Here is a 25,816-nt window from a genome sequence, read left to right on the forward strand (position 1 = left end):
GAACTCTTGCGGTCACGGCATGTCCCTGGGGCTCTCGGTCCGCGGCGCGCCGGCCTTCGGCTCGATGGCCAGCCGCGACTTCAGCGCCGCCGCGTAGAGGTTGGCGACGTCGCGCCGGAAGGCGGCGCGGGAATCGGGGCGTGAATAGAACATGTGGCCGCCCGGGTATACGGCCAGGCCGAGGCGCTTGTCCGACCCGTAATCGGGGAGCTGGTCGATCAGGAGCTTCGAGACGAAATAGGGCGTCACGAGATCCGTGAAGCCGTGCGCCACCAGCACCCGCAGGTTGCCGTCGAGGGCGAGCACGCCGCGCAGCGCGCCGACCGCCTCGGGCGCGCTGCGGCCGGTCCCCCAGTTCCAGCCGCGATTGACCGCGCCGTTGAGGAGCTCGTAGCGCATGTTGGGCACGCGCCAGTTCAGCTCGCGGGCGTAGAGCTCGATCATGGCGCTCGTCAGCGGCGCCTGGATCGCGGTGAGCAGCGGGTCCTCGAAGCCCGAATGCGGAGCGGTCGGGTCCGGGTCCCAGCCAGTCACGCCCGTGTCGTAGGCGCTGGCGACACGCCCACCGGCCCGGTCGATCTCCCGCTGCACGCTGTGGGCGGTGAGACGCCCGGCCTGTGCGCGCACGAAGGCCGGGTCGAGCCCGGTGAGCGCCGCGACGCGCTCGGACAGCCGCGCCACCGCGGCCGCGTCGCCCGGCCCCTTCAGGAGGTCGGCCAGGTACTCGCCCGTGGCGTAGCGCTCGGTATCGGCGAGCGTCTCCCGGTTCGGCGCCCGCCCGCCCCGCTCCAGCGCCGCCGCCGCGAAAGAGGGCAGCCGCGTCACGTGCCCCCAGGGATTGGTGCGCGGCGGCTGCAGCCAGCCGAAATCGAGGACCGGCGAGAGCAGGACGAGCCCCGACAAGCCGACGCCGACATCCTCCTGCAGCTTCGAGGCGATCAGGGGGCCGCGGAAGCCGCCGTAGCTCTCGCCGACGTAGAATTTCGGCGCGCCCATGCGCTCGTTGACGCGCAGGTAGCGGGCGATGGCCGCGGCCAGCACCGAGGCGTCGGCGTCGATCGACCAGTAGCGCTTGTTGTCGCCGTCCGCCGCCCGGCTGTAGCCGCTGCCGACGGGATCGATGAAGACGAGGTCGGTGAAGTCGAGCCAGGTGCCGTCGTTCGCGACGAGGGAGACGGGCTGCGACGGGCTGATGCTGCCGCCGTCGGTCGGGAGCCGCCACGGGCCGATCGCCCCGATGTTGAGGTAGGCCGAGGCCGCGCCCGGCCCGCCATTGATCGCGAAGGTGACGGGACGCTGCGCCTCGCCCTGCCGGGGCGGCCGGGTATAGGCGATGTAGGCGATCTCGGCCTGGAGCTTGCCGGCCTCGTCGACGAGGGGCAGGCTGCCTGCGGTCGCGGTGAAGTCGAGCTTGCGCCCGTCGAGCAGCGCGACGCTGTGCTCGGTGACGGAATCGGGCGGGAGCTTGCGTCCCTCGGGGCCGCGCTCCGGCGCCCGCCGCGCCTCGGCCGCGGCACCACCCTGCGGGGACCCTTGCGCGGCGAGCGGGAGCGGAGCGGACGTAACGAGCGCGAGGGCCGCGGCGAGCACCCTGGCCTTCGCCGATCGCGCGCCCGATCCGCGCCGCGCCCGCCTCTCCCGGACGGGAGAGGTCGAACCCGCGGGAGCGGACCGGGTAAGGGGTTCGCCCTGTCCGGAATGGTCGCATCCCTCACCCCAACCCTCTCCCGAACGGGAGAGGGGGCGCGTCGCGCCCGCCACCGAGGCGACGAGCCCCGCAGGGGCCTCGCGGCCCGAGGCCGCGAGGACGCGGGACGGGCCGGCGCCGACCGACCGACGGATCCGCACGGCGAAAGCTGGGACAGGCGATCTCATCGGAATCCTCTCGAGCGGGCTCAGGCCTTCTTCTGCCAGCGCCCGGATTCGTCCTGCTGCCAGTAGGCGACGGCGTGGCCGCTATCCTTGGCCTCGCGCCACTGCTCGCGGGCGCGCAGGAGGGCGTCCTGGTCGCTGCCGTCGAACAGGATGCAGATCCGCTCGTAATCGCCCGCATCCGGCGGCAGCTCGGCGCCCTCGACGAGAAAGCGGATCGAGGCGGCGTTGGGATTGCCCTCGCGCAGCGTCAAGACCACCGGCTGGCTCGCGGCGTCGGGGTCGCGATCGGTGCCGTGGGGCAGGAAGCTGTCGTCGCTGTAGGTCCAGAGGTGGTCGTCGAGCGCCTGCAGCCTCTCCTCGCTCGCGGCCTGGATCGCCGCGCGCCACCGGCGCTCGAGCGAGCGCTCGACGAGGTTCGGCAACACCTTCTCCAGGGGCTGCCGCTGCATGTGGTAGAACAGGATCTCGGTCACGGTTCCCGACAGATAGGTCTGGCCCGCCCGGATTGTAGCGCAAGGCCGCCGCCCGAGCGCCGGACCGAGCGTCGCAGCACCCCCCTCAGACGAGCCGGCTCTGCTCGATCGCGGCCGCGACGAAGCCCTTGAACAGCGGGTGCGGCTCGAAGGGGCGCGACTTCAGCTCCGGGTGGAACTGCACGCCGATGAACCAGGGATGCCCCTCGTGCTCGATCGTCTCGGGCAGGAGCCCGTCCGGCGAGGTGCCGGAGAAGCGCAGGCCCTTGGCCTCCAGGCGCTCGCGATAGGCCATGTTGACCTCGTAGCGGTGCCGGTGGCGCTCGGAGATCTCCGTGGCGCCGTAGATCTGCGCGATCTTCGAATCGGGGCTGAGGCTCGCCTTGTAGGCGCCGAGCCGCATCGTGCCGCCGAGATCGCCCGCCGCCGCGCGGCGCTCCAGCTCGTTGCCGCGCAGCCATTCGGTGAGGAGCCCCACCACCGGCTCCGGCGTCTCGCCGAACTCGGTCGAGTTGGCGTTCTCGATGCCCGCGAGCGAGCGCGCCGCCTCGATCACGGCCATCTGCATGCCGAAGCAGATGCCGAAATACGGGATCCTGCGCTCGCGGGCGTAGCGGGCCGCCCGGATCTTGCCCTCGGCGCCGCGCTGGCCGAAGCCGCCCGGCACCAGGATGCCGTTGAGCCCTTCCAGGAACGGCGCCGGGTCCTCGCGCTCGAACACCTCGGACTCGATCCACTCGAAGTTGACCTTCACCCGGTTGGCGATGCCCCCGTGTGTGAGCGCCTCGGTGAGCGACTTGTAGGCGTCCTTCAGCCCCGTGTACTTGCCCACGATCGCGATCGAGACCTCGCCCTCGGGATTCCTCACGCGCTCCGAGATGGTGCGCCAGGTCTCGAGCTTCGGCTCGGCGGCGGCATCGAGGCCGAAATGGGCGAGCACCTCGCGGTCGAGCCCGGCCTCCCGGTAGGAGAGCGGCACGTCGTAGATCGACTCGACGTCGCGGGCCTCGATGACGGACGTCTCGCGCACGTTGCAGAACAGGCCGAGCTTGCGCCGCTCGTCGGCCGGGATCGGCCGGTCGCAGCGGCAGAGCAGCATGTCGGGCTGGATGCCGATCGAGCGCAGCTCCTTGACCGAGTGCTGCGTCGGCTTCGTCTTCAGCTCGCCGGCCGAGGGGATGTAGGGCAGGAGCGTCAGGTGCACGAAGGCGGTCGAGCCCCTCGGCAGCTCCTGGCCGAGCTGGCGGATCGCCTCGAAGAAGGGCAGGCCCTCGATGTCGCCGACGGTCCCGCCGATCTCGACGAGCACGAAGTCGAAGGCCTCGTTGCCCTCCAGCACGAAGGCCTTGATGGCGTTCGTGACGTGCGGGATCACCTGGATGGTGGCGCCGAGATAGTCGCCGCGCCGCTCGCGCGTGATGATGTCGAGGTAGATCCGGCCCGTGGTGATGTTGTCGGCGCGGGTCGCCGGCACGCCCGTGAAGCGCTCGTAATGGCCGAGGTCGAGGTCGGTCTCGGCGCCGTCGTCGGTGACGAAGACCTCGCCGTGCTGGGTCGGGCTCATCGTGCCCGGGTCGACGTTGAGGTAGGGGTCGAGCTTGCGCAGCCGGACCTTGTAGCCCCGCGCCTGCAGGAGCGCCGCGAGCGCCGCCGAGGCGAGGCCCTTGCCGAGCGATGAAACCACGCCGCCGGTGATGAAGACGTACCGCGTCATGGGCCCCGGTCCTTAACGAATGCTCGGTGATTTGCCAAACCGCAAAACGCCCGCGCCGCGCGATCCTTGTGGACCGCGCAACGCAAGGTTACGGCCTTGATGGTGAAGCGGAAATCGTTGCGCGGACGCGAGCCGAGGCTCGCCCCCGCGCCGCGGAGGGTCAGCGCGATTGCGGGGCCTCGGGCACGGCGGGCTGGGCCGGGGCGGCGGGAGCCGGCGCAGGAGCCGCCGGCGCGGCGGGCCCGGGCTGCGATCCGCCCTGCTGGCGCAGCGTGTCGAGGAGGTTGTCGGCATTGGGCTGGGCGGGCTGGCCGCCGGCCGGCTGCGCGGTGCCGGCCGCGCCCGACCCGTCGAGGATCGACTTCGGGGCCGCCGAGCGGTGCGAGAGCACGGCCAGCGTCATGCTGGTGGCGAAGAACAGGGCGGCTAGGATCGCCGTGGCGCGGGTCAGCGCGTTGGCCTGGCCGCGGCCGGTCATGAAGCCGGAGACGCCGCCGCTGCCGCCGCCGCCGAGGCCGAGCCCACCCTCCGAGCGCTGCAGCAGCACCACGGCGATCAGCGCGAGCACGATGAGGAGATGGACGACGATCAGGACGGTCTGCATCGGAATTCCGCAAAACGGCACGCGCGGTCGCCAAGGAGCACCCCAACGGCAACGGAACGCGTGCGGCGGGCCCGGCGGGAACAGCGCGGGCCTCGTACCGGGCCGGCCATTACACCAGTTGCGGCCCGCCGCCAACCGCGCCGGCGCCGCGGCGGGCCCGCGTCAGGCGTAGGCCGCGCAGATGCCCAGGAAGTCCTCGGCCACGAGGCTCGCCCCGCCGACGAGGGCGCCGTCGACGTTCTCCACCGACATCAGCTCGCGCGCGTTGGCGGGCTTCACCGAGCCGCCATAGAGGATGCGGATCTTCTCGGCCTCGGCGCCGACGAGCTTGTCCAGCATCTCCCGCAGGGAGGCGTGCACCTCCGCGATGTCGCGCGGCGTTGGGGTCAGCCCGGTGCCGATCGCCCAGACCGGCTCGTAGGCGATCACCGTGTCGCCCGCGGTCGCGCCCTTCGGCACGCCGATCGCGAGCTGCGCGCGCACGATGTCGAGGTGGCGGCCCTGCTCGCGCTCCTCCTTGGTCTCGCCCACGCAGATGATGCCGCACAGGCCCGCGCGGCGGGCGCCCAGCGCCTTGGCGTGCACGCCGTCGTCGGTCTCGTGGTGATAGGCGCGCCGCTCGGAATGGCCGACGATGACGTATCGCGCGCCGAGATCGGCCAGCATCTCGGCCGAGATCGAGCCCGTGAAGGCGCCGTTCGGCTTCGCGTGCAGGTTCTGGCCGCCGATGGCGATGGCCGAACCGTAGGCCGCCGCGACGCAGGAGGCGATCAGCGTCGAGGGCGGGCAGATCAGCACGTCGATGCGCTCGGCGAGCTCCGGCGAGAGGCCCTGGCGCACGCCTTCAACCACCGATATCGAGCTCCGGGTGCCGTTCATCTTCCAGTTGCCTGCAACCAGAGGGCGGCGCACCTCGCTCGTCATGTCATCCTCATCGCTACGCAAACGTCGCCCCGCGGCCTACCAGAGCAAGCTTGGGCGCGCAAACGCCGCACGGGCCGCCGCACGGCCTTTGCGCGGGGGCGCGGATGGTCTATCGCGGGCAACCCTGATCGACCGGTCCCGCCTCGGCGAGATGTGTGGTGTGCGGATGTCCCGCACCATGCCCCGCCCGGGCGGCTCCGCATAATTGGTGCCCGAGCGCTTCCGATGCTCCAGAACATGCGCAACGCCAGCCAGCACTGGCTCGGCAAGATCGTGATGACGATCGTCTTCACCCTGCTCATCGCGGGCGTCGCGATCTTCGGCGTCGAGGAATTCTTCCGGGGCGGCTCCTCCACGGCGGTCGCCACGGTCGGCAGGACGCCGATCTCCGCGGAGGCCGTGCGCGCGGCCTACCAGAACCAGCTGCAGCGCTACCAGCAGCAGCTCAAGCGCAATCTCACCCCCGATCAGGCCCGCGCGCTCGGCCTCGACCGCCAGGTTCTCTCGCAGCTCGTGACGGAAGCCTCCCTCGACCAGAAGACGCACGATCTCGGCCTGGCCGTGTCGGACGCCGCGGTGCTGCGGGCGATCCACGACGAGAAGAGCTTCCAGAACGCCGAGGGCCGGTTCGATCCGCAGCTCTTCTACCAGACGCTGCAGCGGGCGGGGCTCAACGAGGCCATGTTCGTGCGCGAGCAGCGCGCCGTGATCGCCCGTCTGCAGCTGGCCGAGGCCGTCGCGGCCGACATCACGGTGCCCCTGGCCCTGCGGGAGGCGGTGCACCGCTACTCCACCGAGCGGCGCGCCGCCGCCTACCTGATGCTGCCGGCCTCCGCGGCGGGCGAGATCCCGGCACCGACCGACGAGGAGCTGAAGAGCTATTACGAGGGCAACGCGGCGGCCTACCGGGCGCCCGAGTACCGCGGCATCAACCTGCTCGTGCTCGATCCCGACGCGCTGGCCAAGCCCGAGGAGGTCGGCGAGGACGCGGTGCGCAAGGTCTACGAGGGTCAGAAGGAGCGCTTCGGCGCCCCGGAGCGCCGCACCATCCAGCAGATCGTGTTCCCCGACGAGTCCGCGGCGGAAGCCGCCCGCAAGCAGATCGAGGGCGGCGACAAGCCGTTCGAGGCCGTGGCGATCGAGCGGGGCACCGACGCCAAGGACCTCTCGCTCGGCACGCTCAGCAAGGCCGAGCTGTTCGACCCGGCAGTGGCGGACGCCGCCTTCGCCCTGCAGCAGGGCGCGGTCAGCCAGCCCGTGAAGGGCCGGTTCGGAACGGTGCTCCTGCGCGTCACCGCGATCGAGCCCGCGACCCTGAAGCCCTTCGACGAGGTCGCCCCCGAGATCCGCAAGCAGCTCGCCCTGCAGCGCGCCCGCGACAGCATCGACACGATCCACGACGCCGTCGAGGACCAGCGCGCGAGCGCCAAGCCGCTCGCCGACATCGCGCGGGAGCGCAACCTCCCGCTCGTGTCGGTCGCCGCCGTCGATTCGCTCGGCAAGGATCCGCAGGGCCGGACCGTCGAGGGGATCCCGGACGCCGACACCACGCTCGCGGCCGCCTTCCGCTCGGAGATCGGCGGCGACAACGAGCCCCTGCGCACCAAGACCGGCGGCTACGTCTGGTACGACGTGACCCGGATCGACCCGGCCCACGACAAGCCGCTCGCGGAGGTGCGCGACCCCGTGGCGGCGGGCTGGAAGTCGGCCGAGACGGCGCGCCGCCTCGCGGCGAAGGGCAAGGACCTGTCCGAGCGCCTCGACAAGGGCGAGGCGATCGACGCGCTCGCCGCCGAGGCCGGGATCGCCGTGCAGAAGGCCGAGGACCTCGCCCGCAACCAGCCGAAGGGCGACCTCACCGCCGACATCATCAACCGCATCTTCGCGACGAACGTCGACAAGGCAGGCTCGGCCGCCTCCGGCGACGCGCGCGCCGTCTACAAGGTGATGGCCGCGACGATGCCGGCCTTCGTGCCGGGCTCGCAGACCGACAAGGCGATCGAGGCGAACTTCCGCACCGCGCTCTCCGACGACGTGCTCGGCGAGTTCATCGCGGAGGTTCAGAAGAGCGCGGGCGTCAGCGTCAACCAGACGAATTTCCGCCGCGCGATCGGCGGCGAGTACTGAGCCCGATGGACGCAGCCTACGACAGCTTCGCGGCCGGCTACGAGGCCGGCCGGCCGGCCCTGATCAACCTGACCCTCGTCGCGGATCTGGAGACCCCGGTCGCGGCCTTCCTGAAGCTGCGGGCCTGCCATGCCGGCCCGGCCTTCCTGCTCGAATCCGTCGAGGGCGGCGCCGTGCGCGGGCGCTACTCGATGATCGGCCTCGACCCCGACCTGATCTGGCGCTGCCGGGAGGGCCGCCCGGCGCTGGCCCGCGACGCGGACCTCGCGCAGTTCGAGGCCGACGCGCGCGCGCCCCTCGACAGCCTGCGCGCGCTCATCGCCGAGAACGCGATCGGGCCCGAGGATGCGGCCGACCTGCCCCCGATGGCGGCGGGCCTGTTCGGCTATCTCGGCTACGACATGGTGCGGGCCATGGAGCGCCTGCCCGAGCCGAACCCGGACCCGCTCGGGGTGCCGGACGCGGTCCTGGTGCGGCCGCGCGTGATGGTGGTGTTCGACGCGGTGCGCGACCTCATCACGGTGGTGAGCCCCGTGCGGCCGACCCCCGGGATCGGCGCGCGCGCGGCCTACGAGGCGGCCCAGGCGCGCCTGGAGCGGGTCGCGGCGGCGCTCGAGGGCCCGCTGCCGATCGAGGCGCGGGCCGACCTCTCGGACGTCGCCCGGCCCGATCCGGTCTCGAACACGCCGCCCGCCGACTACGCCGCCATGGTGGCGCGGGCGAAGGAGTACATCGTCGCGGGCGACATTTTCCAGGTGGTGCTGTCGCAGCGCTTCGAGGCGCCCTTCACCCTGCCGGCCTTCGCGCTCTACCGCTCGCTCCGGCGCACCAACCCGGCGCCCTTCCTGTGCTACCTCGACTTCGAGGCGTTCCAGGTGGTCTGCTCGAGCCCGGAGATCCTCGTGCGGGTGCGCGACAGCCGGGTGACGATCCGGCCGATCGCTGGCACGCGGCCGCGCGGTGCCACCCCGGCCGAGGACCGGGCGCTCGCCGAGGAGTTGCTGGCCGACCCGAAGGAGCGGGCCGAGCACCTGATGCTGCTCGACCTCGGCCGCAACGATGTCGGGCGCGTCTCGCGCCTCGGCAGCGTCACCGTCACGGGCTCGTTCTTCCTCGAATATTACAGCCAGGTGATGCACATCGTCTCGAACGTCGAGGGCGATCTCGACCCGGCTCACGACAACCTCGCGGCGCTGGCGGCCGGCTTTCCGGCCGGCACGGTCTCCGGCGCGCCCAAGGTGCGGGCGATGGAGATCATCGACGAGCTGGAACGCGAGAAGCGCGGCCCCTACGGCGGCTGCATCGGCTATTTCGGGGCGCGCGGCGAGATGGATACCTGCATCGTCCTGCGCACCGCGATCGTGAAGGACGGCCGCATGCACGTCCAGGCAGGCGCCGGCATCGTCTACGATTCGGATCCGGCCGCCGAGCAGCAGGAATGCGTCAACAAGGCCAAGGCCCTGTTCCGCGCCGCCGAGGACGCCGTCCGCTTCGCCGCACAGGCGCGGCGCGGGCAGTAGCGGGGCGTCGGATCCAAGGGTGCGCGAGAGCGCATCGGTGATACCATCGCCGGCCGATCCCTTCGGTGCGGGTGAGCGCACCGACCCGCGACCTTATCCTGAGGTGCCGCGTCGGCGGCCTCGAAGGAGAGATCCAGCGGCCCCTGCACGTGCTCGCGCCCTCCTTCGAGGCCTCCGCTCCGCTGCGGCACCTCGGGATGAGGCAGGGAATTCGGACCCCGCCCTCCCCCGGTCCGCGCGAGGCGAGCGTCGCGGGCGAGGCCCGCTCACGCCGCCTTGACGTCGCCGAGGAAGCTGCGCACCGTCCGGCCCAGCGTGTCCGAGTGGGTGGCGAGTTCGCGCGCTGCGCCGAGGACCTGGCTCGCCGCGGAGCCCGTCTCGCCCGCGCCCTTCCGGACCTCGCCGACGTTGCCGCTGACCTGCTCGGTGCCGCGGGCGGCCTCCTGCACGTTGCGGGCGATCTCCCGGGTCGCCGCGCCCTGCTGCTCCATCGCGGCCGCGACCTGCGTCGAGATGTCGGACATGGTGGCGATGGTCTCGCCGATGCTCCGCACCGCCGCGACCGCGCCGCGGGTGGCGCCCTGGATGGCGCCGATCTGGCCGGAGATCTCGTCGGTGGCCCGGCTCGTCTGGGCGGCGAGCTCCTTGACCTCGGTGGCGACGACGGCAAAGCCCCGTCCCGCCTCGCCGGCCCGCGCCGCCTCGATGGTCGCGTTGAGCGCGAGCAGGTTCGTCTGGCCCGCGATGCTCGAGATCATCGCAACGACGTCGCCGATGCGCTCGGCGGTCGAGGCGAGGGCCTGGATCGTCTCGTCGGTCTCGCGGGCGCTGGCGACGGCGGCCGCGATCTCGGCCGAGCGGGAGACCTGCCGGGCGATCTCCTGGATCGAGATCGACAGCTCCTCGCTGGCCGAGGCCACGGTCTGGACGTTGCCCGAGGTCTGCGAGGAGGCCGCGGCGAGGGCGACGGCCTGATGGTTGGTCTGATCGGCGATGCCCGTCATCGCGTGGGCGGTGGCCTCCATCTCGGTGGCGGCGACCGCGAGCCCGTCGGTGAGGCCGGTCGCGGTCGTCTCGAACGTCCGGGTGAGCTGGTCGAGACGCTCGGCGCGGCGCATCTTGGCGGCGTCCTCCTCGGCCTGGACAGCGGCGAGCCGGCGCGCCTCGACGGCGTTGTTTTTGAACACCGACAGCGCCCGGGCGAGCTGGCCGACCTCGTCCCGCCGCTGCGCGCCCTCGACCGCGACATCGAGGTCGCCGCCGGCGAGCCGGCCCATGGCGGTGGTCATGCGGCCGAGCGGGCGGGTAATGGCGAGGATCACGATCGCCCCGGCCAGCGCCACCGCGATCAGGAGCCCGATGAGGGAGGCCGCGATCAGGGTCGCGCCGGCGGTCGCGGCCGTCTCGGCCGCCGTTGCCTTGGCGTCCAGCAGCTCCTTGGCCAGCAGCTCGACGCGCGCGTTCAGCGCCTCGCGCAGCTTGCGGCGCGCGGGCTGGCCCTCGCTCCGCGTGATCGTCATCGCGGCCTCGTTCTCGTTCTTCAGGCCGAGCGCCGTCGAGCGGTCCAGGATCGCGAAATACTCCTCGATCGACCGGCGCATCCCCTCGATGACGGCGCGCCGCTCGGGCGTCTCGGCGAGCGCGATCAGGCGGTCGGTGGCCTCGAGGGCCGCGGCCTTGGCCACGTCCTGCCGCTGCTTGAAGCCGGCCATCTCGGCCGCGCGCGTCTCGATCACGATGTTCCGATCGAGCACCGTGGCCTCGGTGACGTTGAGGGCGGCCCGCATCAGATTCTCCAGGCGGCCGACCTGGACGTCGACGATCCGCTGCGCGTCGCCGGACAGCACCTCGAGCCTGCCGCGCGCGTAGAGGACCAGGCCGATCGTGAGCAGCACGGTGACGGCCAGGGGGATCGCGATCTTGGCGAGGACGCGCGCATCGTGCAGGAATTTCATGGTTTGTCTCGTTTGGATTCGAGCCAAATGCCGGGATCAGCGTCTTGATCGTTGCTTCCTATGAATAAAAACAAATTAAAATTCGCCTCTCCCTGATCGCCAAAGAGATGTTTTCGAGACTATTTTCGACCAATTTCAGAGCCATATTTGCGCAAGAAGAATTGAAAATCTCCAGGGACGAGGACCGTCCCGCATCGCGCGACGGGGAAGCCTCGGACGATGCCGAAATTTCTGGTTGTCGTCGACGCGCGCTGCCCTTGACCCGGCCGGCATCTCCGGTCAGACCCGCCCCATGGGAACCGCGCCGATGCCCGACGTCCTTGTCATCGACAATTACGACTCGTTCACCTGGAACCTCGTCCACCTGATCGGGCCCCTCTGCGGGTCGATCTCGGTGGCGCGCAACGACGCGATCACGGTGTCCGAGATCCGGGCGCGCAAGCCCGGCGCTCTCGTGCTGTCGCCGGGCCCCTGCACCCCGAACGAGGCGGGGATCTGTCTCGATGCGGTGCGGGCGCTGAGCGGCGAGATCCCGATCTTCGGCGTCTGCCTGGGGCTGCAGGCGATCGGGCAGGCCTTCGGCGGCGAGGTCGTGCGGGCGCCGAGCCCGATGCACGGCAAGGTCTCGACCATCCGGCATCGCTCGGGCGGCATCTTCCGGGGCCTCAACGACGCCTTCGAGGCGACGCGATACCATTCGCTGGTGGTGGACCGTGCCCGCTGCCCGGAGAGCCTGAGCGTGACGGCCGAGGCCGACGGCCTGATCATGGGCCTGGAGCACACCCGTCTGCCGGTCCACGGTGTCCAGTTCCACCCCGAGAGCATCCTGTCTCATCATGGGTCGCGGATCCTGCGCAACTTCCTCGAGATCGCCGCGGACTGGAACGCGGAGCGTGACAAGCGGCCCGCCGACGTGCATTGACGCGTGAGTATCGGGGGGCGGCCCCGCGCCCCTCCCTCATCGCTTCAGGCGCGCCGGGCGAATGGATTCCTTCAAGCCGTACCTTGCGAAGGTCGCCTCCGGTCTCGCGCTGGACCGCTCAGAGGCGCGCGCCGCCTTCGACGACCTCCTGTCCGGCGAGGTCACGCCGGTCCAGGCCGGGGCCTTCCTGATCGCCCTCAAGGTACGCGGCGAGGCGCAGGACGAGATCATCGGCGCCGTCGAGGCGATGCGGGCGCGGATGCTGCCCGTGCCCCCGGTCGCCGGGGCGGTCGACATCGTCGGCACGGGCGGAGACCATTCGGGCAGCTACAACGTCTCGACCCTCGCGGCGATCGTCACGGCGGCCTGCGGCGTGCCGGTGGCCAAGCACGGCAACCGCGCCGCGACCTCCCGCTCCGGCGCCGCCGACGTCCTGGCCGCGCTCGGGGTGCGGCTCGGTCTCGGCCCGGACTCCCTTGCCCGCTGCCTGCGGGAGGCCGGCCTGTGCTTCATGTTCGCGCAGACGCATCACGGCGCGATGCGGCACGTCGCGCCCGTGCGGACGCAACTTCCCGTACGCACGATCTTCAACCTGCTCGGCCCCCTGGCCAATCCGGCCGGCGTTGAACACCAAGTGCTCGGCGTCTCGGCCGAGGCCTGGGCCGAGCCGCTGACGCGGGTCCTGTCGGAACTGGGCAGCCGCCGCGTCTGGACCGTCCACGGCGCGGACGGCCTCGACGAGATAACGGTGACGGGACCGACATCGGTGGTTGCATTCGAGGATGGACATATTGTGCGCTTCTCGATCGATCCGCGCGAGGTCGGCCTACCGCTCCGGGCACTGGAAGATCTGCGCGGCGGTGATCCGGAGTACAATGCGCGCGCTCTCCAGGCCGTTCTCGACGGTGCGCGCAACGCCTACCGGGACATCGCCGTTCTGAATGCGGGGGCGGCGCTCGTCGTCGCCGGGGCAGCCGACACGCTTGCCACCGGCGTGGCGCGCGCCTCAAATGCCATCGATTCCGGCGCGGCAAGGGCGACGCTCGGCCGCCTTGTCACCGTCTCGAACGCGTGAGGGTTTCCGATGTCCGAGACCGCAGAGACAGCCGCCCAGACCGTGCTCGCCCGAATCGAAGCCTACAAGCGCCGCGAGATTGCCGAAGCGAAGCTTCGGACGCCGCTCGCGACGCTGGAGGCCCGCGCCGCGAAGATGCCACGACCACGGGGCTTCGCCGATGCCATCAAGGCCCATGTCGATGCGGGCCGGCCAGCTTTGATCGCCGAGGTAAAGAAGGCGTCGCCTTCGAAAGGGCTGATCCGCGCGGATTTCGATCCGGCCGCACTGGCGGCCGCCTATGAAGCGGGCGGCGCCACCTGCCTCTCGGTACTGACCGACGAACCGTCCTTTCAGGGACGGCCGGAATACCTGCGCGCGGCGCGCGAAGCTTGCAGCCTGCCGGTGTTACGGAAGGATTTCCTGTTCGAGCCCTATCAGGTCGTCGAGGCCCGTGCCTGGGGCGCCGATTGCATCCTCGTCATCATGGCCTGCCTCGACGACGCGGAGGCCGCCGATCTCGTGGAGACCGCGCACGACCTTGAAATGGACGTCTTGGTTGAAGTGCACGACGCCGAGGAAATGGCCCGTGCCCTTCCGCTCGGAACGCGGCTGATCGGGATCAACAACCGCAACTTGAAGACTTTCGAAGTATCGTTCGACACCGCGATCCGGCTTGCACCCAGCATTCCGCCGGACCGCCTTCCGGTCGCAGAGAGCGGGATCTCGAATCACGACGATGTGTTGCGGCTTCGCAAGACTGGGCTGCATGCGATCCTGGTCGGCGAGAGCCTGATGCGGCAGGCCGATGTCACCGCGGCGACGAGACGTCTGCTCTTCGGCGACGAAGCGGCGGCCTGAGCCTTCTGGCAGGATCAATAGGAATGACGGGCCTCACCCATCTCGATGCGAGCGGCTCGGCCAACATGGTCGACGTCACGGACAAGCCCGTCACGGCGCGCACGGCGCGGGCTGCGGGCATGGTGTTGATGCGGCCCGAGACGCTTCGCCTCATCCGGGAGGGCGACGCCAAGAAGGGCGACGTGATCGGCACTGCGAGGCTTGCTGGAATCATGGCCGCGAAGCGCACACATGACTTGATTCCGCTGTGCCATCCGCTGTTGCTTGCGAAGGTCCATGTCGAGTGCGAGGCGGACGACACCCTGCCGGGGCTACGCATCGTCGCCGAGGTCAAGGTCCAGGGCCCCACCGGTGTCGAGATGGAAGCGCTCACGGCGGTATCCGTCGCATGCTTGACGGTCTACGACATGGTCAAGGCCGTTGATCGCGGCATGCGGATCGAGGGCATCCGTTTGCTGGCGAAGGACGGCGGACGCTCCGGAACATTCCGCGCCGACGAACTCACGGGGTCGCAAGCGTGAGGGACCTCATGCCGGTCGCCGAAGCGCTTTCCCGAATCCTCGCGAGCGTGGCGTTACCGGTCGAGGCCGAGCAGGTATCTGTCGCGGAAGCCGGCCGGCGAACGCTCGCCGCCGACGTTGCGGCCCTGCGTACGCAACCTCCGTTTCCCGCCTCCTCCATGGACGGCTACGCCGTGCGCAGCGTCGATCTCCGCCAAGGCCCAACAGTTCTGCATGTCGTCGGCACGAGTGCCGCCGGCCATGGATTCCCGGGTTCGATCGGCTCGCACGAAGCTGTACGGATTTTCACGGGAGCACCGGTACCCATGGGTTCGGACGCGATCCTGATCCAGGAGGACGCCACGCGGGACGGTGCACAGGTCCGCGCTCGCGAGACCGTTGTACCCGGCCGGTTCATCCGGAGGCGCGGCCTCGATTTCAGCGAAGGCGAGATGCTGCTCCGAGCCGGAGAGACGCTCGACGCGCGTCGTCTTGCCCTCGCGGCAGCATCCGGTCACGGCCACCTCGCCGTTCGGCGCAGACCACGGGTTGCCATCCTGGCGACGGGAGACGAGCTCGTGGCGCCCGGGACGGTGGCCGCGTGGGACCAGATCATCGCCTCGAATGCGCTCGCGCTCTCGGTGCTGGTCGAATCGGCCGGTGGAATGGCGATCGATCTTGGCATCGCAGGCGATTCTCTGCCTGCCCTCGAAGCCGGAATCTGCCGAGCCCGCGATCTGCGCGCCGATCTGCTCGTCACCCTCGGCGGCGCCTCGGTCGGTGATCACGACCTCGTGCAATCGGCGCTCCTCCGCGAGGGACTGGACCTCGCGTTCTGGCGCATAGCGTTGAGGCCCGGCAAACCGCTGATGCACGGACACCTGGGACGCATGTCGGTGGTCGGCCTCCCCGGAAATCCAGTCTCGGCGATCGTTTGTGGAATTCTGTTCGTCGTGCCGGCAATCCGAGCGATGCTGGGGGATCCCGGCGCCGGCGCGGACAGAAGCGAACCGGCGACGCTGGGCCGGGCTGTTGCTGCCAATGACGGTCGCGCGGATTACATGCGCGCACGTCTCGACCTAGCATCTGACCGCGTGCCGATCGCCCATCCTGAGGAGCGCCAAGATTCCTCGATGCTCTCCGTCCTCGGACATTCGGAAGCGCTTTTGATTCGAGAGCCGCATGCTAAGGCTGCGAAATCCGGTGATCCTTGCCGCATCATCCGGCTTGATCGCAACCTGACCTGATCCCTCTCCGAGGCGAGCGCGCTGTTCCCGAGAAGGGCGTGCGACAACATCGAGAGACGCTCGAGAGTGCCCGCGATCGGGTATCTCGACGATCGCGGACATGCGGGACACGATCGAGAGGCGATTGCGTTTTATCTCGCTCAATCCGGGTCGATCGGCCTCAGACACCCGTTGCGATTGTGCCTACCACCGCGAACGGCTTCGGGGCTCGCAGGCAAACACATAATGGCTTCTAAAGAGATTGCCTCGGTCTGGCTCGCCACCCGCGGAAGGGCGCAGCTTGTGCGCGGTCGCTGCGCTCGGTCGTGCTATCTTGCGTGGCCGTTGCGACAACTTCACCAAGCATCGATGATATCAGGTGAGAGCGCTTAGTCTGTTGTGGAAAGCATTGCTTCCGCCAGGCAGAAAACATTCTGATGAAACAGTGAGAAAACTGGTGCTGCGAGAGAGGATTGAACTCTCGACCTCCTCATTACCAATGAGGTGCTCTACCACTGAGCTACCGCAGCAGGCCGGGGAGACGGTTCGGTGGGCGTTTCCGTCTGACCGGGTGGGGCATTAGCGGATTGGCGTCGGCTTGGCAATCGCCGGATGCAGCCTTTTGGTCATATCGTCGAATCCGACGAGCACGGGCTTCGACACCATCCCATTCACTCCGGAGGGCCCGCCTCGCGCTTGAGAGTCGCTCGGATGATTCCGGCAAGACCCGGCTCGACGACGGCTTCCGCCGCCTCGGACGGCGTGAACCAGCGAATCTCGCGCTCGTGCTGCTCGGGCCAGCGCTTCAGATGCTTGCGCACCTCGAGGGGGAAAACTTTGACTTGGCAAAGCACAGCGTCGCGGTTCTTGAGGCGCTTCTCGTAGAGATAGAAGCCGAGCGGACGCTTGCCGACATGCCCGATGACACCGGCTTCCTCGTAGGCCTCGCGGGCAGCCGCCTCGAACGGCTTACGGCCCTTCATAGGCCAGCCTTTGGGTATGACCCATCGCCGGCTTTCCCGCGACGTGACGAGCATCACCATGAAACTCCCGTCGGGCCCCCTGCGGAACGGCAGGGCGCCGACTTGCCGCCGCGGCTCGCGCTCACTGTCAACCGGGATTGCCGTCATGATGCAAAAATAAGACCCTGCGTCGAATTAGGACGGAGCGCTCTTCCAAAATTTAAGACGCATGAGCATCACTGATTTGGGCCGATTGTCGCCCGCACGTCAGCAAGGCTGTGGCATCCCGCGCTGACGAACGATGGCGGCCATGCTGCAGCAAGAGCCCGTTCAGGAGAGCCTGAACGTCCTGCGAGCGGTGCCTGTTCCCGCATTAGGCCTAAACAGCGCTTGGTCAAAATAGAAAATTTAACCGGCAAACGAAGAGCGGGGCACCGCTGGTATCGCTCGATCGGCATGCAGGCGGTTCTGGGAAGCCTGTCGCTCAACCGTTCGCGCTCAGGCTCTCGATAAGCTGATTGAGATCTGCCCGCATCGCTTGCACTTCGGGTTCGGTGAGGTTGAGCTGGCACATGACGGCCTGCCGCACGTCGGCCGCGTCCGCTTTCAAGGCGCGGCCGCGCGCGGTCAGGGTAATTTCCACCTCTCGCTCGTCGGTCTGGCGGCGGTTGCGCACGAGCAGGCCAGCGGTTTCCAATCTCTTGAGAACAGGCGTCAACGTGCCGGAGTCGAGGCGCAGGCGACGACCGATTTCTGAGACCGTAACGCCATCTGTCTCCCATAAAACCAACAGCACGAGGTATTGCGGATATGTGAGCCCAATTCGCTCCAGCATCGGGCGATAGGATTTCGTCATCCGATGCGCGGCTGCATAGAGTGCGTAGCAGAGTTGATTGTCGAGCAGCAGCGGATCCCTCAGCGATCCAGCTTTCTTGGGAGCATTCACCATAAACACCATGCCATCCGGCCGCACCGAGACCGCACGCGTCTGGCGCGAGCCTGTCCATCCGGCCACTCCTGCATAACACGATACGCGATGCCATGCGGTCAGGTATACGCAGAATTCTTCCGCACGCTCCGCGCGATCATGCGGCTTTGGCTGCCCTGGCGCTGGCGCTAAAGGCGGGGGTCGCGCTCTGTCGCGCATCGTACCCAGACGGTGCCCGACAACGGAAATCGACAACGCGCAGACATCCGATTTTAGAGCGATCCGGCCTGTCTCGCCTTGTGTCCCACCGAGAACTCGGCGAATCGGTGCATCCTACTCGGGAGGGCTTGCCAAGGGCGAGCGGAGCCTCTAGACACCGCTCCCGACCGGCGCGGAACACATTGCCTCGGTCCACCGCGCGCCCGTAGCTCAGCTGGATAGAGCACCAGACTACGAATCTGGGGGTCAGAGGTTCGAATCCTTTCGGGCGCGCCACTTTTCTTCGTGATCTGAACAGCTTAGCTGGGGTGGCGACAGTGCTATCGGTGCTTCGCGCACCGTTGGTCGCGCCTGTGTCGTGCTTGGCGCCGTTCTCGCGTCGGCTGCGGCACACGAAGCAAGATGTGGTGTGACTCAGGTACTTATGCGCCTGCTCCAAGACCTTTTCTCGATGTTCCGAACTGCTCCTGACACTCGGATTATGCATGACCCTCATACGCCAGGTCTGGGACGACTGCCGTTCGATTGCTTCCGCGAATGGCCCGCCGCTCAGGACGCTTCGTAACTGCGCAGGATGAGCAGCTTGGCACGCTCCAGTCCTCAGGTCTTGCGAGCGCGATCGGCAGGTTGCTGGTCCCGAAATGGCCTACCCACGACACGTCGCGCGTGAAGCCCGGCTCCAGGCTGTCTGCGGGGCATGAACGGCTCGATCACCGCCCATTGTTCATCCGAGAGCCGGAACAGGTCTGCCATCGCCACCTCCCTGCTGCAAAACGGTGGCCCTGAAACACGAAACCGCAGTGAACCGCACCCCGTTTTGACCGGACAGACAGGGTGCACTCCACGCAGCTTCCGCAACGCCCGGGTTCGGCTCAGACCTCTGAACTGCGAACTCACCGCTTTCATGTAAAGTCGCAGCTTCAGTGGAAATCCCTAGATCTCGGCAGGATACGCATGGTGCGGGGATGTCCATGCAGGCCGCGCGGTTGCTGGGGGTGGGTGAACTCATCCGCGCGCGTGCGTTGGACGGCGAGTTCGTGGTCTTCCGACAGCCGTGTCAGTTCATTGCTGCGATCAAACAGGCGTTCGGCCAGGAGGTGCGTCACGCCTTCACGGCTCTTCTGCACCCGTCCCTCGACGAGGAGGAGCCGGGCGCCCATGACCTGGCGGCGGAATCGCTCGAAAGTGCGCGCCCACAGGATCACGTTGGTGATGCCGGTCTCGTCCTCAAGGGTGATGAAGATGGCTTTGCCCGCGCCGGGGCGCTGGCGCACCAGGACGATGCCGGCGTTGCGGCAGAAGGCGCCGTCGGGGCGGGCCGCCGCCTCGGCGCAGGTCGCCACCCGCTCGGCCCGGAAGACTGGCCTCAGGATCGCCAGCGGGTGGGCCTTGAGCGAGAGCCGCAGGGCCCGGAAGTCGGCCGCCACATGGGCGCCGAGGGGCATCTCGGGCAGCTGCACATCTGGTTCCGGTCCGAGTTCGCGCGCCGCCGCCGCGGCGAACAGGGGCAGGGGCGGTCCGTCGGCCAAGCGGCGCACGGCCCAAAGGCCAGCGCGCCGATCAAGCCCCAGGGACCGGAACGCGTCTGCCGCGGCGAGCTGTTCCAGGGCGCGCCTTGGAAGGCGCGTGCGGGCGGCAAGATCCTCGACGTCGCCGAACGGAGCGCCGCGCGCCGCGGCGAGGCGCAGGCCATCCGCCTCGCCGAGACCCTCGATCTGGCGGAAGCCGAGGCGCAGAGCGAAATCCCCGCCGCCGTCGCGCTCCAGCGCGTTGTCGTGAAAGCTGTGGTTGACGTCGACCGGGCGGATCTCGACCCCGTGCTCGGCCGCGTCCCGTACGATCTGCGCGGGCGCGTAGAAGCCCATGGGCTGCGCGTTCAGGAGCGCGCAGGCGAACGCCGCCGGGTGATGGCATTTTAGCCAGGCTGAGATGTAGACGAGCTTGGCGAAGGAGGCCGCGTGGCTCTCCGGAAATCCATAGGAACCGAAGCCTTTGATCTGCTCGAAGCAGGCCTGCGCGAAATCCCGCTGGTAACCCCGCGCCACCATGCGCTCGACCATCAGCGTCTCGAAGGTCTCGATGGTGCCGACATTGCGGAAGGTCGCCATGGCCCGGCGGAGCCGATTCGCCTCCACGTCCGTGAACTCGGCCGCGACCATGGCGAGCCGCATCGCCTGCTCCTGGAACAGGGGCACGCCGAGGGTTTTTTCGAGCACCTTGTGGAGTTCGTCAGGATCTCCCTTTCCCGGAGCTGGGGACGGGAAGGAGACCTCTTCCAGCTTGGCCCGGCGGCGCAGATAGGGATGCACCATGTCGCCCTGGATCGGGCCCGGCCGCACGATCGCCACCTGCACGACGAGGTCGTAGAACGTCTCCGGCTTGAGCCGCGGCAGCATGTTGATCTGCGCCCGGCTCTCGACCTGGAAGACGCCGACCGAATCCCCCTTCTGCAGCATGGAGTAGACGGCCTTGTCCCCTTGCGGGATGCCGGCGAGGTCGTGATCGCCGAGCCCGTGCGCGCGCATCAGGTCGAAGGCCTTGCGGATGCAGGTCAGCATCCCGAGCGCCAGCACGTCGACCTTCATCAGGCCGAGCTCGTCGATGTCATCCTTGTCCCACTCGATGAAGGTGCGCTCCGCCATGGCGGCATTGCCGATGGGCACGGTCTCGTCGAGGCGCCCGCGCGTCAGCACGAAGCCGCCGACATGCTGCGAGAGGTGGCGCGGGAAGCCGATGAGGCGCCGGGCGAGGCTCAGCGCGCGGGCGATCAAGGGGTTGTCCGGATCGAGCCCCGCCTGGCGGACATGCGCGTTCCGGATCTGCGAGCCCCAGCTCCCCCACTGGGTCGAGGCGAGGCGGGCGGTGACGTCCTCGGTCAGGCCGAGCGCCTTGCCGACCTCGCGCATGGCGCTGCGCGGCCGGTAATGGATCACGGTCGCCGCGATGCCGGCCCGGTGCCGGCCGTAGCGGGAGTAGATGTGCTGGATGATCTCCTCGCGCCGCTCATGCTCGAAATCGACGTCGATGTCGGGCGGCTCGCGCCGCTCCTCCGAGATGAAGCGCGCGAACAGGAGGTCGTGCTCGTTCGGGTCGACGGCGGTGATGCCGAGCGCGTAGCAGACGGCGGAATTGGCCGCCGAGCCCCGCCCCTGACAGAGGATGCCCTTGTCCTCGGCGACCCGCACGATGTCGAGGATCGTCAGGAAGTAGCGGGCGTAGTCGAGCTTGGCGATGAGGGCGAGTTCCTCCCGCAGGAGCGCCTCGATCTTCTCGGGAATGCCGTCGGGATAGCGGATGGCGCCGCGCCGCCAAGTCTGCTCCTCCAGCCACGCTTGCGCGCTCCAGCCCGGCGGGACCGTCTCATCGGGATAGTCGTAGCGCAGCTCGGCCAGGGTGAATCCGATGCGGGCGATGAGGTTCTGTGTCTCCGCGAGCGCCTCGGGCGCCTCCCGGAACAGGCGCGCCATCTCCCGCGGGGGCTTGAGGTGCCGCTCGGCATTGGCCTCGAGACAGCGGCCGGCCGCGTCGATTGTCACGCCCTCCCGGATGCAAACGAGGACGTCTTGGAGGTCGCTGGCACCGGGCTCGTGGTAGAGCGCGTCGTTGACGGCCAGCAACGGAACGCGCGCGCCGCGCGCCAGGGCCTTGAGCCGGGCGAGCCGCCTGAGATCGTCACCGCGGCGGTGCAGGGCCGCGGCGAGCCAGACGGCGCCGGGCGCGGCCTCCGCGAGCTGCGCGAGAGTGGCGGGAACCCCGTCGAGGCGCCGCTCGGGCAGGGCGACGAGCAGGAGCCCGCCCGGGTCCGTGAGAAGGTCGTCGCGGCGAAGGATACAGGCGCCCTTCCCGGCGCGGCGGTTGCCAAGAGTGAGGAGGCGGCACAGACGCCCCCAGCCGGCGCGGTCTGTGGGATAGGCGACGATGTCCGGTGTCCCGTCGGCGAAGACGAGCCGCGCGCCGACGACAAGGGTGAACGCTTCCGCGCGACGCCTGAGCGCCTCCCGCGCGGCTGGATCGCCGGCCGTTGCGGGATGCGGGATTCGAGCGACCTCGCCGGGTCCCGACCCTTCGCGGATTGTCCCAGGCGGCGGCGCGCCCTCCGCCCGCAATTCCCTGAGGGCGCTGTGGGCCCGCACTACGCCAGAGACGGTGTTGCGGTCGGCGATCCCGATCCCAGTCTGGCCGAGCAGGAGGGCGGTCAGCACCATGTCCCGCGGGTGCGAGGCGCCGCGCAGGAAGGAGAAGTTCGTCGCGGCCGCAAGCTCCGCATAGGGCGGGACGGCGTCCCTCACGGGAACAGACCGTGCAGGTACCAGCGCGGGCGCCCGCTCTCGCGGCCGTAGAGCCCGGCGCGGAAGAGCCAGAAGCGGTGCCCTTGCGCATCCTCGACCCGATAATAGTCCCGCGTCGGCGCGTCGCCCGCCTCGCGCCACCATTCCGGGGCGATGCGCTCGGGACCCTCGGAATGGACGATCGTGTGAAGAACGCTCTGCCAGCGGAAGCGCAGGGGCGGCCCGTCGGGCACTTCGGCGAGGGTTTCGATGACTTGCGGCGGATCGAAGAGGTAAAGCGGCCGCGCCGGAGGCTCGCACGGCTCCGGTACGGGCCAGGGCATAGGGCGCGCCGGTGCATCCGCCGCCGGCACGAGCCTGGAACTGCGCAGCGGATCATGTGTGTCTGCCGCGGCGAAGCGGAGCACGCGAGCGGAGCCCAAGCGCGCCACGAGCCGGTCAACGAGATCGGAGACCGTGTCATCCGAGTCCGTCCCTCCGTCGAGGCGCGGCTGAAGCAGGTTGAGCGGCTCAGCGGCAGGGACGATGAGCCGGACGCGGTCGAAGCCGTAACCGGGATCGAGGGGATCGGTGAGCGCGTCGAGCCGCTCGCGCAGGAGGCGCAGGACCGTCGCGGCATCGCGTTGCGGCCGGCCCGTCCGAACCCCGATCCGCCGCACCGCACCGTCGCTGCGGAAGAAGCTAGCCTCGAACGCACGGCCGCCCTCGCCGGCGGCTTCGAGCTGCCGCGTGATCGCGCTGGCCAGCCATTGCAGCGCCAACTCGACCGCGGGCCGATGAGCGATGGGCTCGGCGAAGACTTGATCCGCCCAGCAGGCGGGACGAGGCCGCAGCGGCGTGATGCGGCGGTCTTCCCGGCCCTGAACCCGCCGCAGCCGCGTTGCCAAATCCTCGCCGAATCGAGCCGCCAGAGGCAGGCTCGGCAGGTCGGCGAGGTCGCCGAGGCGCTTCAGGCCGGCCAGCGACAGCGCCGCTCCGGTATCCGCCGGAAGCCCGAGCGCCACGACCGGCAGAGGCCGGATAGCGGCTGCCTCGCCCCCCGGCGGCACCACCGCAGCGCGGCCGAACCGAGCGAGGGCGCGCGCGGCATCCGGTGTGCCGGCGATGGTGGCGCGTGTCGCGAAGCCGGCTCGGCGGAAGCGATCCAGGCTCTCCCCGCGCAGCGCCGCCTCGCCGCCGGCAAGGTGATCGCAGCCGGTCACGTCGAGGATGAGCCCGTCCGGCGGATCGAGGGCGACGAGAGGCGTCCATCGCTCGCAGGACGCGGCCATGCGGCCGAGCAGCGCCGCATCCGCCGCAGGATCGTGATCGAACGCCTGGAGATCGGGGATGCAAGCGCGGGCATCGGCGAGCGTCTGGCCCCGACGCAGACCGAGGTCCATGGCCTGTCGATTGACGGCCGCGAGCCGCGAGGCGCCCCCGGCCTGCTCGACGAGGACGAGGGGCTCAGCCGACACGCCGCCATCGCGCATCGTCCTCGGCCGGATCCGGTCCGACGACAGGAAGGGAAACCACAGGGCGAGGTAGCGGCGCGGCTGCGGGTGTGTCGGCGCTTGAGAAGGACAGGCTGTCACGGTCCCATTCCAGGTGCCAAGTGCGCGGATTGAGCCCCGCCCGGTGACGCAGCAGGGCGGCAGCGAAAGTGGGACGGCCGGGCGCCTTCGCTTCGAAGGGGATCGAGGCCGCGGTCGCGACCCTCCAGCGGGTCGCCGCCGCGCTCGGACAGGGGCTGGCGTCGAGCCGGATCATGAGGAGCGTCACGCCCGAGGCGCGCGCGGCCAGCGTCAGCCGCTGGCTTGCCTTGAGATCGAGGATCCTCGGTTCGCCCCAGATCTCAACGAGAGCCGCGCCTAGGCCCGTGCAGCGCGCGGCCTCGTCCACGGCCCTCAAGGCTCCGGTCGGGTCCCGCGTCCGCACCACGACGAGACGCGATGGATCGAGCCCGAACTCAGCGAGCCCATCGCCGTAGAGCCCTCCCACCCGCGCCTCGACCCGATCCTGGTGTATCCAGACGAGCGGACGCCGGTCCGAGGCCCGGAGCGCCAAGCCCAGAGCGAAGCCAGTCGCCGCAGCGGGGTGGCGCACGTGACTGGCATAGATCTCGTGCAGGACGCCACGAACCAGACCGCCTCCAAGCCACGCGTCGAGTTCAGGCATACCGGTCTCGAACGGCATCCTCGCGGAGGTGACGGCGCCAGGCTCCAAAGCCATGATGGCGCGGCGCAACGCGGGCAGGGTAAGAGGCTGCTGCACAGGTTTTGTTCCCTATTTGTTCTATAGCAGCTTTGCTTGTGCGAGGAGTCAACCCATCGCTGACATCATAGCCGTTTAGGGCGTGGACAGCGTTGGCGCAGCCCTATCCGCTACGCGACGACCGCGGCTATCAAGGGGCGCCGTGGGGTCGAAGCACGATCTTCGGCGATGCGGTCGTGTTCGCGTCGATGGCCGCGAAGGCCGCAACCCCGTCGGCCAGGGCCCGCTCCTCCGCCCAGTCGAGGGCGCCGAGGCGCCCCGCCGCGATGATCCCAACGATGTCGCGGAACTCCTGCCCCGTGTAGCAGTACGAACCGGACACGACGATCTCCTGCAAGGTGAGCTTGCGGATATCCAGGCCCTCGTCGCCCGGCAGCAAGCCGACATGCACGATCACGCCGCCCGGCCGGGTGAGGCGGCTCGCCGCCGCGCGCGTCGCCCGGCTTCCGACGGCATCGACGATCAGGTCCGCGCTGCCCTCCACGGGCCGCCCAACTTCGTCCGGGCCGTAGCAGCGGACGCCTGACGCCGCCCTCGCGATCGTGGCGCGCCGCTCAGGATTCGGTTCGGCAAGGCTGACGGTCCGAGCGCCCTGCATCGCCAGCACGAGTGCGGCGCCGAGGCCGATCGCACCGCCGCCGAGGACGGCGCAATCCGCACCGGAGAGGGGGCGGCAGAGGAGGCGCGCCCCCAGATTGACGGCGTGGTAGGAGACCGCGAGCGGCTCGGCGAGCGCGGCCTTCACGATAGGCAGATCCTCGGGGATCTCGACGAGATTGCTCTCGGGCGCGCAGACATACTCGGCAAACGCCCCCGCCCGCGGCGGCATCGAGAGGATCTGGCGGTCCGGGCAGAGATGGGAGCGCCCCGCCGTGCAGGCGACACAGGTGCCGCAGGTCACGAGCGGATTGATGGTGACGCGCCGGCCGTCTCGCGGGCCTCCCACAATCCGACCGGCGGCCTCGTGCCCGAGCACCAGGGGCGCCGGCCGGCGCGAATCGTGGCCGTGGTAGGCGTGCATGTCCGAGCCGCAGATCCCCACCGCCTCGACTCGGATCAAGGCCTCGCCGGGGACGGGGCTAGGGACGGGCAGATCGTGTAGAGCGAGTGCGTGCGGGCCTGTATAGACGAGGGCTTTCATTGCGGGCTCCTCATTTGGCCGTGAAGCCGCCGTCCACCGGCAGGGTCTGCCCGGTGACGTAGGCGGAGGCGTTCGAGGCCAGGAAGACCGCCGCGCCGTAGAGATCCGCGAGTTCCCCGTTTCGGCCAGCGGCCGTCTGGGCGGCGTTGCGCGCCGCGCGCTCGGGATCGTCGAACACCGCGCGCGTAAGCGGTGTCGGGAAGAAGCCCGGCGCGATCGCGTTGCAGGTGACCCCGCGGGACGACCACGCTTCCGCGATGGCGCGCGTC

The 25,816-nt window shown here is 69.5% G+C and carries 20 protein-coding genes, 2 tRNA genes and 1 pseudogene; 8 read left to right on the plus strand and 15 right to left on the minus strand.

The features are described from left to right. Positions 1-12: 12 nt before the first annotated feature. The 5 genes from WDW90_RS19450 to tpiA all read right to left on the minus strand — a co-directional run bounded on the left by WDW90_RS19450 (position 13) and on the right by tpiA (position 5,590). Entirely contained in the window at positions 13-1,590 is a 1,578-nt protein-coding gene (locus WDW90_RS19450) for a S10 family peptidase (protein ID WP_336489107.1), read from the minus strand. Between the two features lie 305 nt (positions 1,591-1,895). Then, positions 1,896-2,348, minus strand: a complete 453-nt coding sequence (locus WDW90_RS19455; protein WP_336489108.1) for a DNA polymerase III subunit chi — start codon at positions 2,346-2,348, stop codon at positions 1,896-1,898. A gap of 85 nt (positions 2,349-2,433) precedes the next feature. Next, on the minus strand, positions 2,434-4,062 hold the full coding sequence (gene pyrG / locus WDW90_RS19460; protein ID WP_336489109.1) for a CTP synthase: 1,629 nt from the start codon (positions 4,060-4,062) through the stop codon (positions 2,434-2,436). A 160-nt stretch (positions 4,063-4,222) separates the two neighbouring features. Further along, on the minus strand, positions 4,223-4,666 hold the full coding sequence (gene secG, locus WDW90_RS19465) for a preprotein translocase subunit SecG (RefSeq protein WP_336489110.1): 444 nt from the start codon (positions 4,664-4,666) through the stop codon (positions 4,223-4,225). Between the two features lie 162 nt (positions 4,667-4,828). After that, positions 4,829-5,590: a triose-phosphate isomerase gene (gene tpiA / locus WDW90_RS19470; RefSeq protein WP_336489111.1), complete on the minus strand. Its 762-nt coding sequence runs from the start codon at positions 5,588-5,590 to the stop codon at positions 4,829-4,831. Positions 5,591-5,815: 225 nt separating this feature from the next. Between tpiA and WDW90_RS19475 the strand changes: the two genes are divergently transcribed. Both WDW90_RS19475 and trpE read left to right on the plus strand, forming a co-directional pair. Next, on the plus strand, positions 5,816-7,717 hold the full coding sequence (locus tag WDW90_RS19475) for a peptidylprolyl isomerase (protein WP_336489112.1): 1,902 nt from the start codon (positions 5,816-5,818) through the stop codon (positions 7,715-7,717). 5 nt (positions 7,718-7,722) lie between these two features. Beyond that, a complete protein-coding gene (gene trpE, locus WDW90_RS19480) occupies positions 7,723-9,237 on the plus strand; it encodes an anthranilate synthase component I (RefSeq protein WP_336489113.1) in 1,515 nt (504 codons plus the stop codon). Positions 9,238-9,503: 266 nt separating this feature from the next. On the opposite strand, the gene WDW90_RS19485 is transcribed toward trpE, so the two are convergent. Beyond that, positions 9,504-11,192 carry a methyl-accepting chemotaxis protein gene (locus WDW90_RS19485; RefSeq protein ID WP_336489114.1) on the minus strand — a complete coding sequence of 563 codons (1,689 nt, stop codon included), beginning with the start codon at positions 11,190-11,192 and terminating at the stop codon, positions 9,504-9,506. 307 nt (positions 11,193-11,499) lie between these two features. Here WDW90_RS19485 and WDW90_RS19490 point away from each other — a divergent pair, with 307 nt between their 5' ends. The 5 genes from WDW90_RS19490 (at position 11,500) to WDW90_RS19510 (ending at position 15,776) form a co-directional block, all read left to right on the plus strand. After that, a complete protein-coding gene (locus WDW90_RS19490; RefSeq protein ID WP_336489115.1) occupies positions 11,500-12,114 on the plus strand; it encodes an anthranilate synthase component II in 615 nt (204 codons plus the stop codon). 61 nt (positions 12,115-12,175) lie between these two features. Beyond that, positions 12,176-13,189, plus strand: a complete 1,014-nt coding sequence (gene trpD, locus WDW90_RS19495; protein WP_336489116.1) for an anthranilate phosphoribosyltransferase — start codon at positions 12,176-12,178, stop codon at positions 13,187-13,189. Positions 13,190-13,198: 9 nt separating this feature from the next. Continuing rightward, on the plus strand, positions 13,199-14,029 hold the full coding sequence (trpC, locus tag WDW90_RS19500; protein WP_336489117.1) for an indole-3-glycerol phosphate synthase TrpC: 831 nt from the start codon (positions 13,199-13,201) through the stop codon (positions 14,027-14,029). A 23-nt stretch (positions 14,030-14,052) separates the two neighbouring features. Continuing rightward, positions 14,053-14,550, plus strand: coding sequence for a cyclic pyranopterin monophosphate synthase MoaC (gene moaC / locus WDW90_RS19505; protein WP_336489118.1), 498 nt, complete (start codon positions 14,053-14,055; stop codon positions 14,548-14,550). Continuing rightward, a complete protein-coding gene (locus WDW90_RS19510) occupies positions 14,547-15,776 on the plus strand; it encodes a molybdopterin molybdotransferase MoeA (RefSeq protein WP_336489119.1) in 1,230 nt (409 codons plus the stop codon). Before moaC ends, WDW90_RS19510 begins: the two co-directional genes overlap by 4 nt. A 434-nt stretch (positions 15,777-16,210) precedes the next feature. On the opposite strand, the gene WDW90_RS19515 is transcribed toward WDW90_RS19510, so the two are convergent. The 3 genes from WDW90_RS19515 to WDW90_RS19525 all read right to left on the minus strand — a co-directional run bounded on the left by WDW90_RS19515 (position 16,211) and on the right by WDW90_RS19525 (position 17,666). After that, positions 16,211-16,285 (minus strand) — tRNA-Thr (locus tag WDW90_RS19515). 141 nt (positions 16,286-16,426) lie between these two features. After that, complete coding sequence (locus WDW90_RS19520; protein WP_336489120.1) at positions 16,427-16,885, minus strand: NUDIX hydrolase; 459 nt, start codon at positions 16,883-16,885, stop codon at positions 16,427-16,429. A 316-nt stretch (positions 16,886-17,201) separates the two neighbouring features. Then, positions 17,202-17,666, minus strand: coding sequence for a MarR family winged helix-turn-helix transcriptional regulator (locus tag WDW90_RS19525; RefSeq protein WP_336489126.1), 465 nt, complete (start codon positions 17,664-17,666; stop codon positions 17,202-17,204). Positions 17,667-18,063: 397 nt separating this feature from the next. On the opposite strand from WDW90_RS19525, the gene WDW90_RS19530 reads away from it, so the two are divergent. After that, positions 18,064-18,140: transfer RNA gene (locus WDW90_RS19530), tRNA-Arg, on the plus strand. A 402-nt stretch (positions 18,141-18,542) separates the two neighbouring features. Here WDW90_RS19530 and WDW90_RS19535 read toward each other — a convergent pair. From WDW90_RS19535 to WDW90_RS19560, 6 genes and pseudogenes are all read right to left on the minus strand, one after another. Then, a pseudogene (locus tag WDW90_RS19535) lies at positions 18,543-18,617 on the minus strand (IS5/IS1182 family transposase); the annotation flags it as partial. A 167-nt stretch (positions 18,618-18,784) separates the two neighbouring features. After that, on the minus strand, positions 18,785-22,153 hold the full coding sequence (locus WDW90_RS19540) for an error-prone DNA polymerase (protein WP_336489121.1): 3,369 nt from the start codon (positions 22,151-22,153) through the stop codon (positions 18,785-18,787). Further along, on the minus strand, positions 22,150-23,610 hold the full coding sequence (locus WDW90_RS19545) for a Y-family DNA polymerase (RefSeq protein ID WP_336489122.1): 1,461 nt from the start codon (positions 23,608-23,610) through the stop codon (positions 22,150-22,152). Before WDW90_RS19545 ends, WDW90_RS19540 begins: the two co-directional genes overlap by 4 nt. After that, entirely contained in the window at positions 23,600-24,310 is a 711-nt protein-coding gene (locus WDW90_RS19550; protein ID WP_336489123.1) for an ImuA family protein, read from the minus strand. Before WDW90_RS19550 ends, WDW90_RS19545 begins: the two co-directional genes overlap by 11 nt. A gap of 226 nt (positions 24,311-24,536) precedes the next feature. Further along, complete coding sequence (locus WDW90_RS19555) at positions 24,537-25,547, minus strand: alcohol dehydrogenase catalytic domain-containing protein (RefSeq protein WP_336489124.1); 1,011 nt, start codon at positions 25,545-25,547, stop codon at positions 24,537-24,539. Between the two features lie 10 nt (positions 25,548-25,557). Continuing rightward, the coding region (locus WDW90_RS19560) for an SDR family oxidoreductase (RefSeq protein WP_336489125.1) at positions 25,558-25,816 on the minus strand (259 nt) is incomplete at its 5' end.

This window comes from Methylobacterium nigriterrae, from assembly GCF_037106235.1.
In the GTDB taxonomy this organism is placed as follows: domain Bacteria; phylum Pseudomonadota; class Alphaproteobacteria; order Rhizobiales; family Beijerinckiaceae; genus Methylobacterium; species Methylobacterium nigriterrae.

Bases quoted from the DNA above. Each gene is read 5' to 3' on its own strand.
- pyrG (WP_336489109.1), bottom strand. From the start codon at position 4,062: ATGACGCGGTACGTCTTCATCACCGGCGGCGTGGTTTCATCGCTCGGC.
- secG (WP_336489110.1), bottom strand. From the start codon at position 4,666: ATGCAGACCGTCCTGATCGTCGTCCATCTCCTCATCGTGCTCGCGCTG.
- tpiA (WP_336489111.1), bottom strand. From the start codon at position 5,590: ATGACGAGCGAGGTGCGCCGCCCTCTGGTTGCAGGCAACTGGAAGATG.
- WDW90_RS19475 (WP_336489112.1), top strand. From the start codon at position 5,816: ATGCTCCAGAACATGCGCAACGCCAGCCAGCACTGGCTCGGCAAGATC.
- trpE (WP_336489113.1), top strand. From the start codon at position 7,723: ATGGACGCAGCCTACGACAGCTTCGCGGCCGGCTACGAGGCCGGCCGG.
- WDW90_RS19485 (WP_336489114.1), bottom strand. From the start codon at position 11,192: ATGAAATTCCTGCACGATGCGCGCGTCCTCGCCAAGATCGCGATCCCC.
- WDW90_RS19490 (WP_336489115.1), top strand. From the start codon at position 11,500: ATGCCCGACGTCCTTGTCATCGACAATTACGACTCGTTCACCTGGAAC.
- trpD (WP_336489116.1), top strand. From the start codon at position 12,176: ATGGATTCCTTCAAGCCGTACCTTGCGAAGGTCGCCTCCGGTCTCGCG.
- trpC (WP_336489117.1), top strand. From the start codon at position 13,199: ATGTCCGAGACCGCAGAGACAGCCGCCCAGACCGTGCTCGCCCGAATC.
- moaC (WP_336489118.1), top strand. From the start codon at position 14,053: ATGACGGGCCTCACCCATCTCGATGCGAGCGGCTCGGCCAACATGGTC.
- WDW90_RS19520 (WP_336489120.1), bottom strand. From the start codon at position 16,885: ATGACGGCAATCCCGGTTGACAGTGAGCGCGAGCCGCGGCGGCAAGTC.
- WDW90_RS19525 (WP_336489126.1), bottom strand. From the start codon at position 17,666: ATGGTGAATGCTCCCAAGAAAGCTGGATCGCTGAGGGATCCGCTGCTG.
- WDW90_RS19550 (WP_336489123.1), bottom strand. From the start codon at position 24,310: ATGCCTGAACTCGACGCGTGGCTTGGAGGCGGTCTGGTTCGTGGCGTC.
- WDW90_RS19555 (WP_336489124.1), bottom strand. From the start codon at position 25,547: ATGAAAGCCCTCGTCTATACAGGCCCGCACGCACTCGCTCTACACGAT.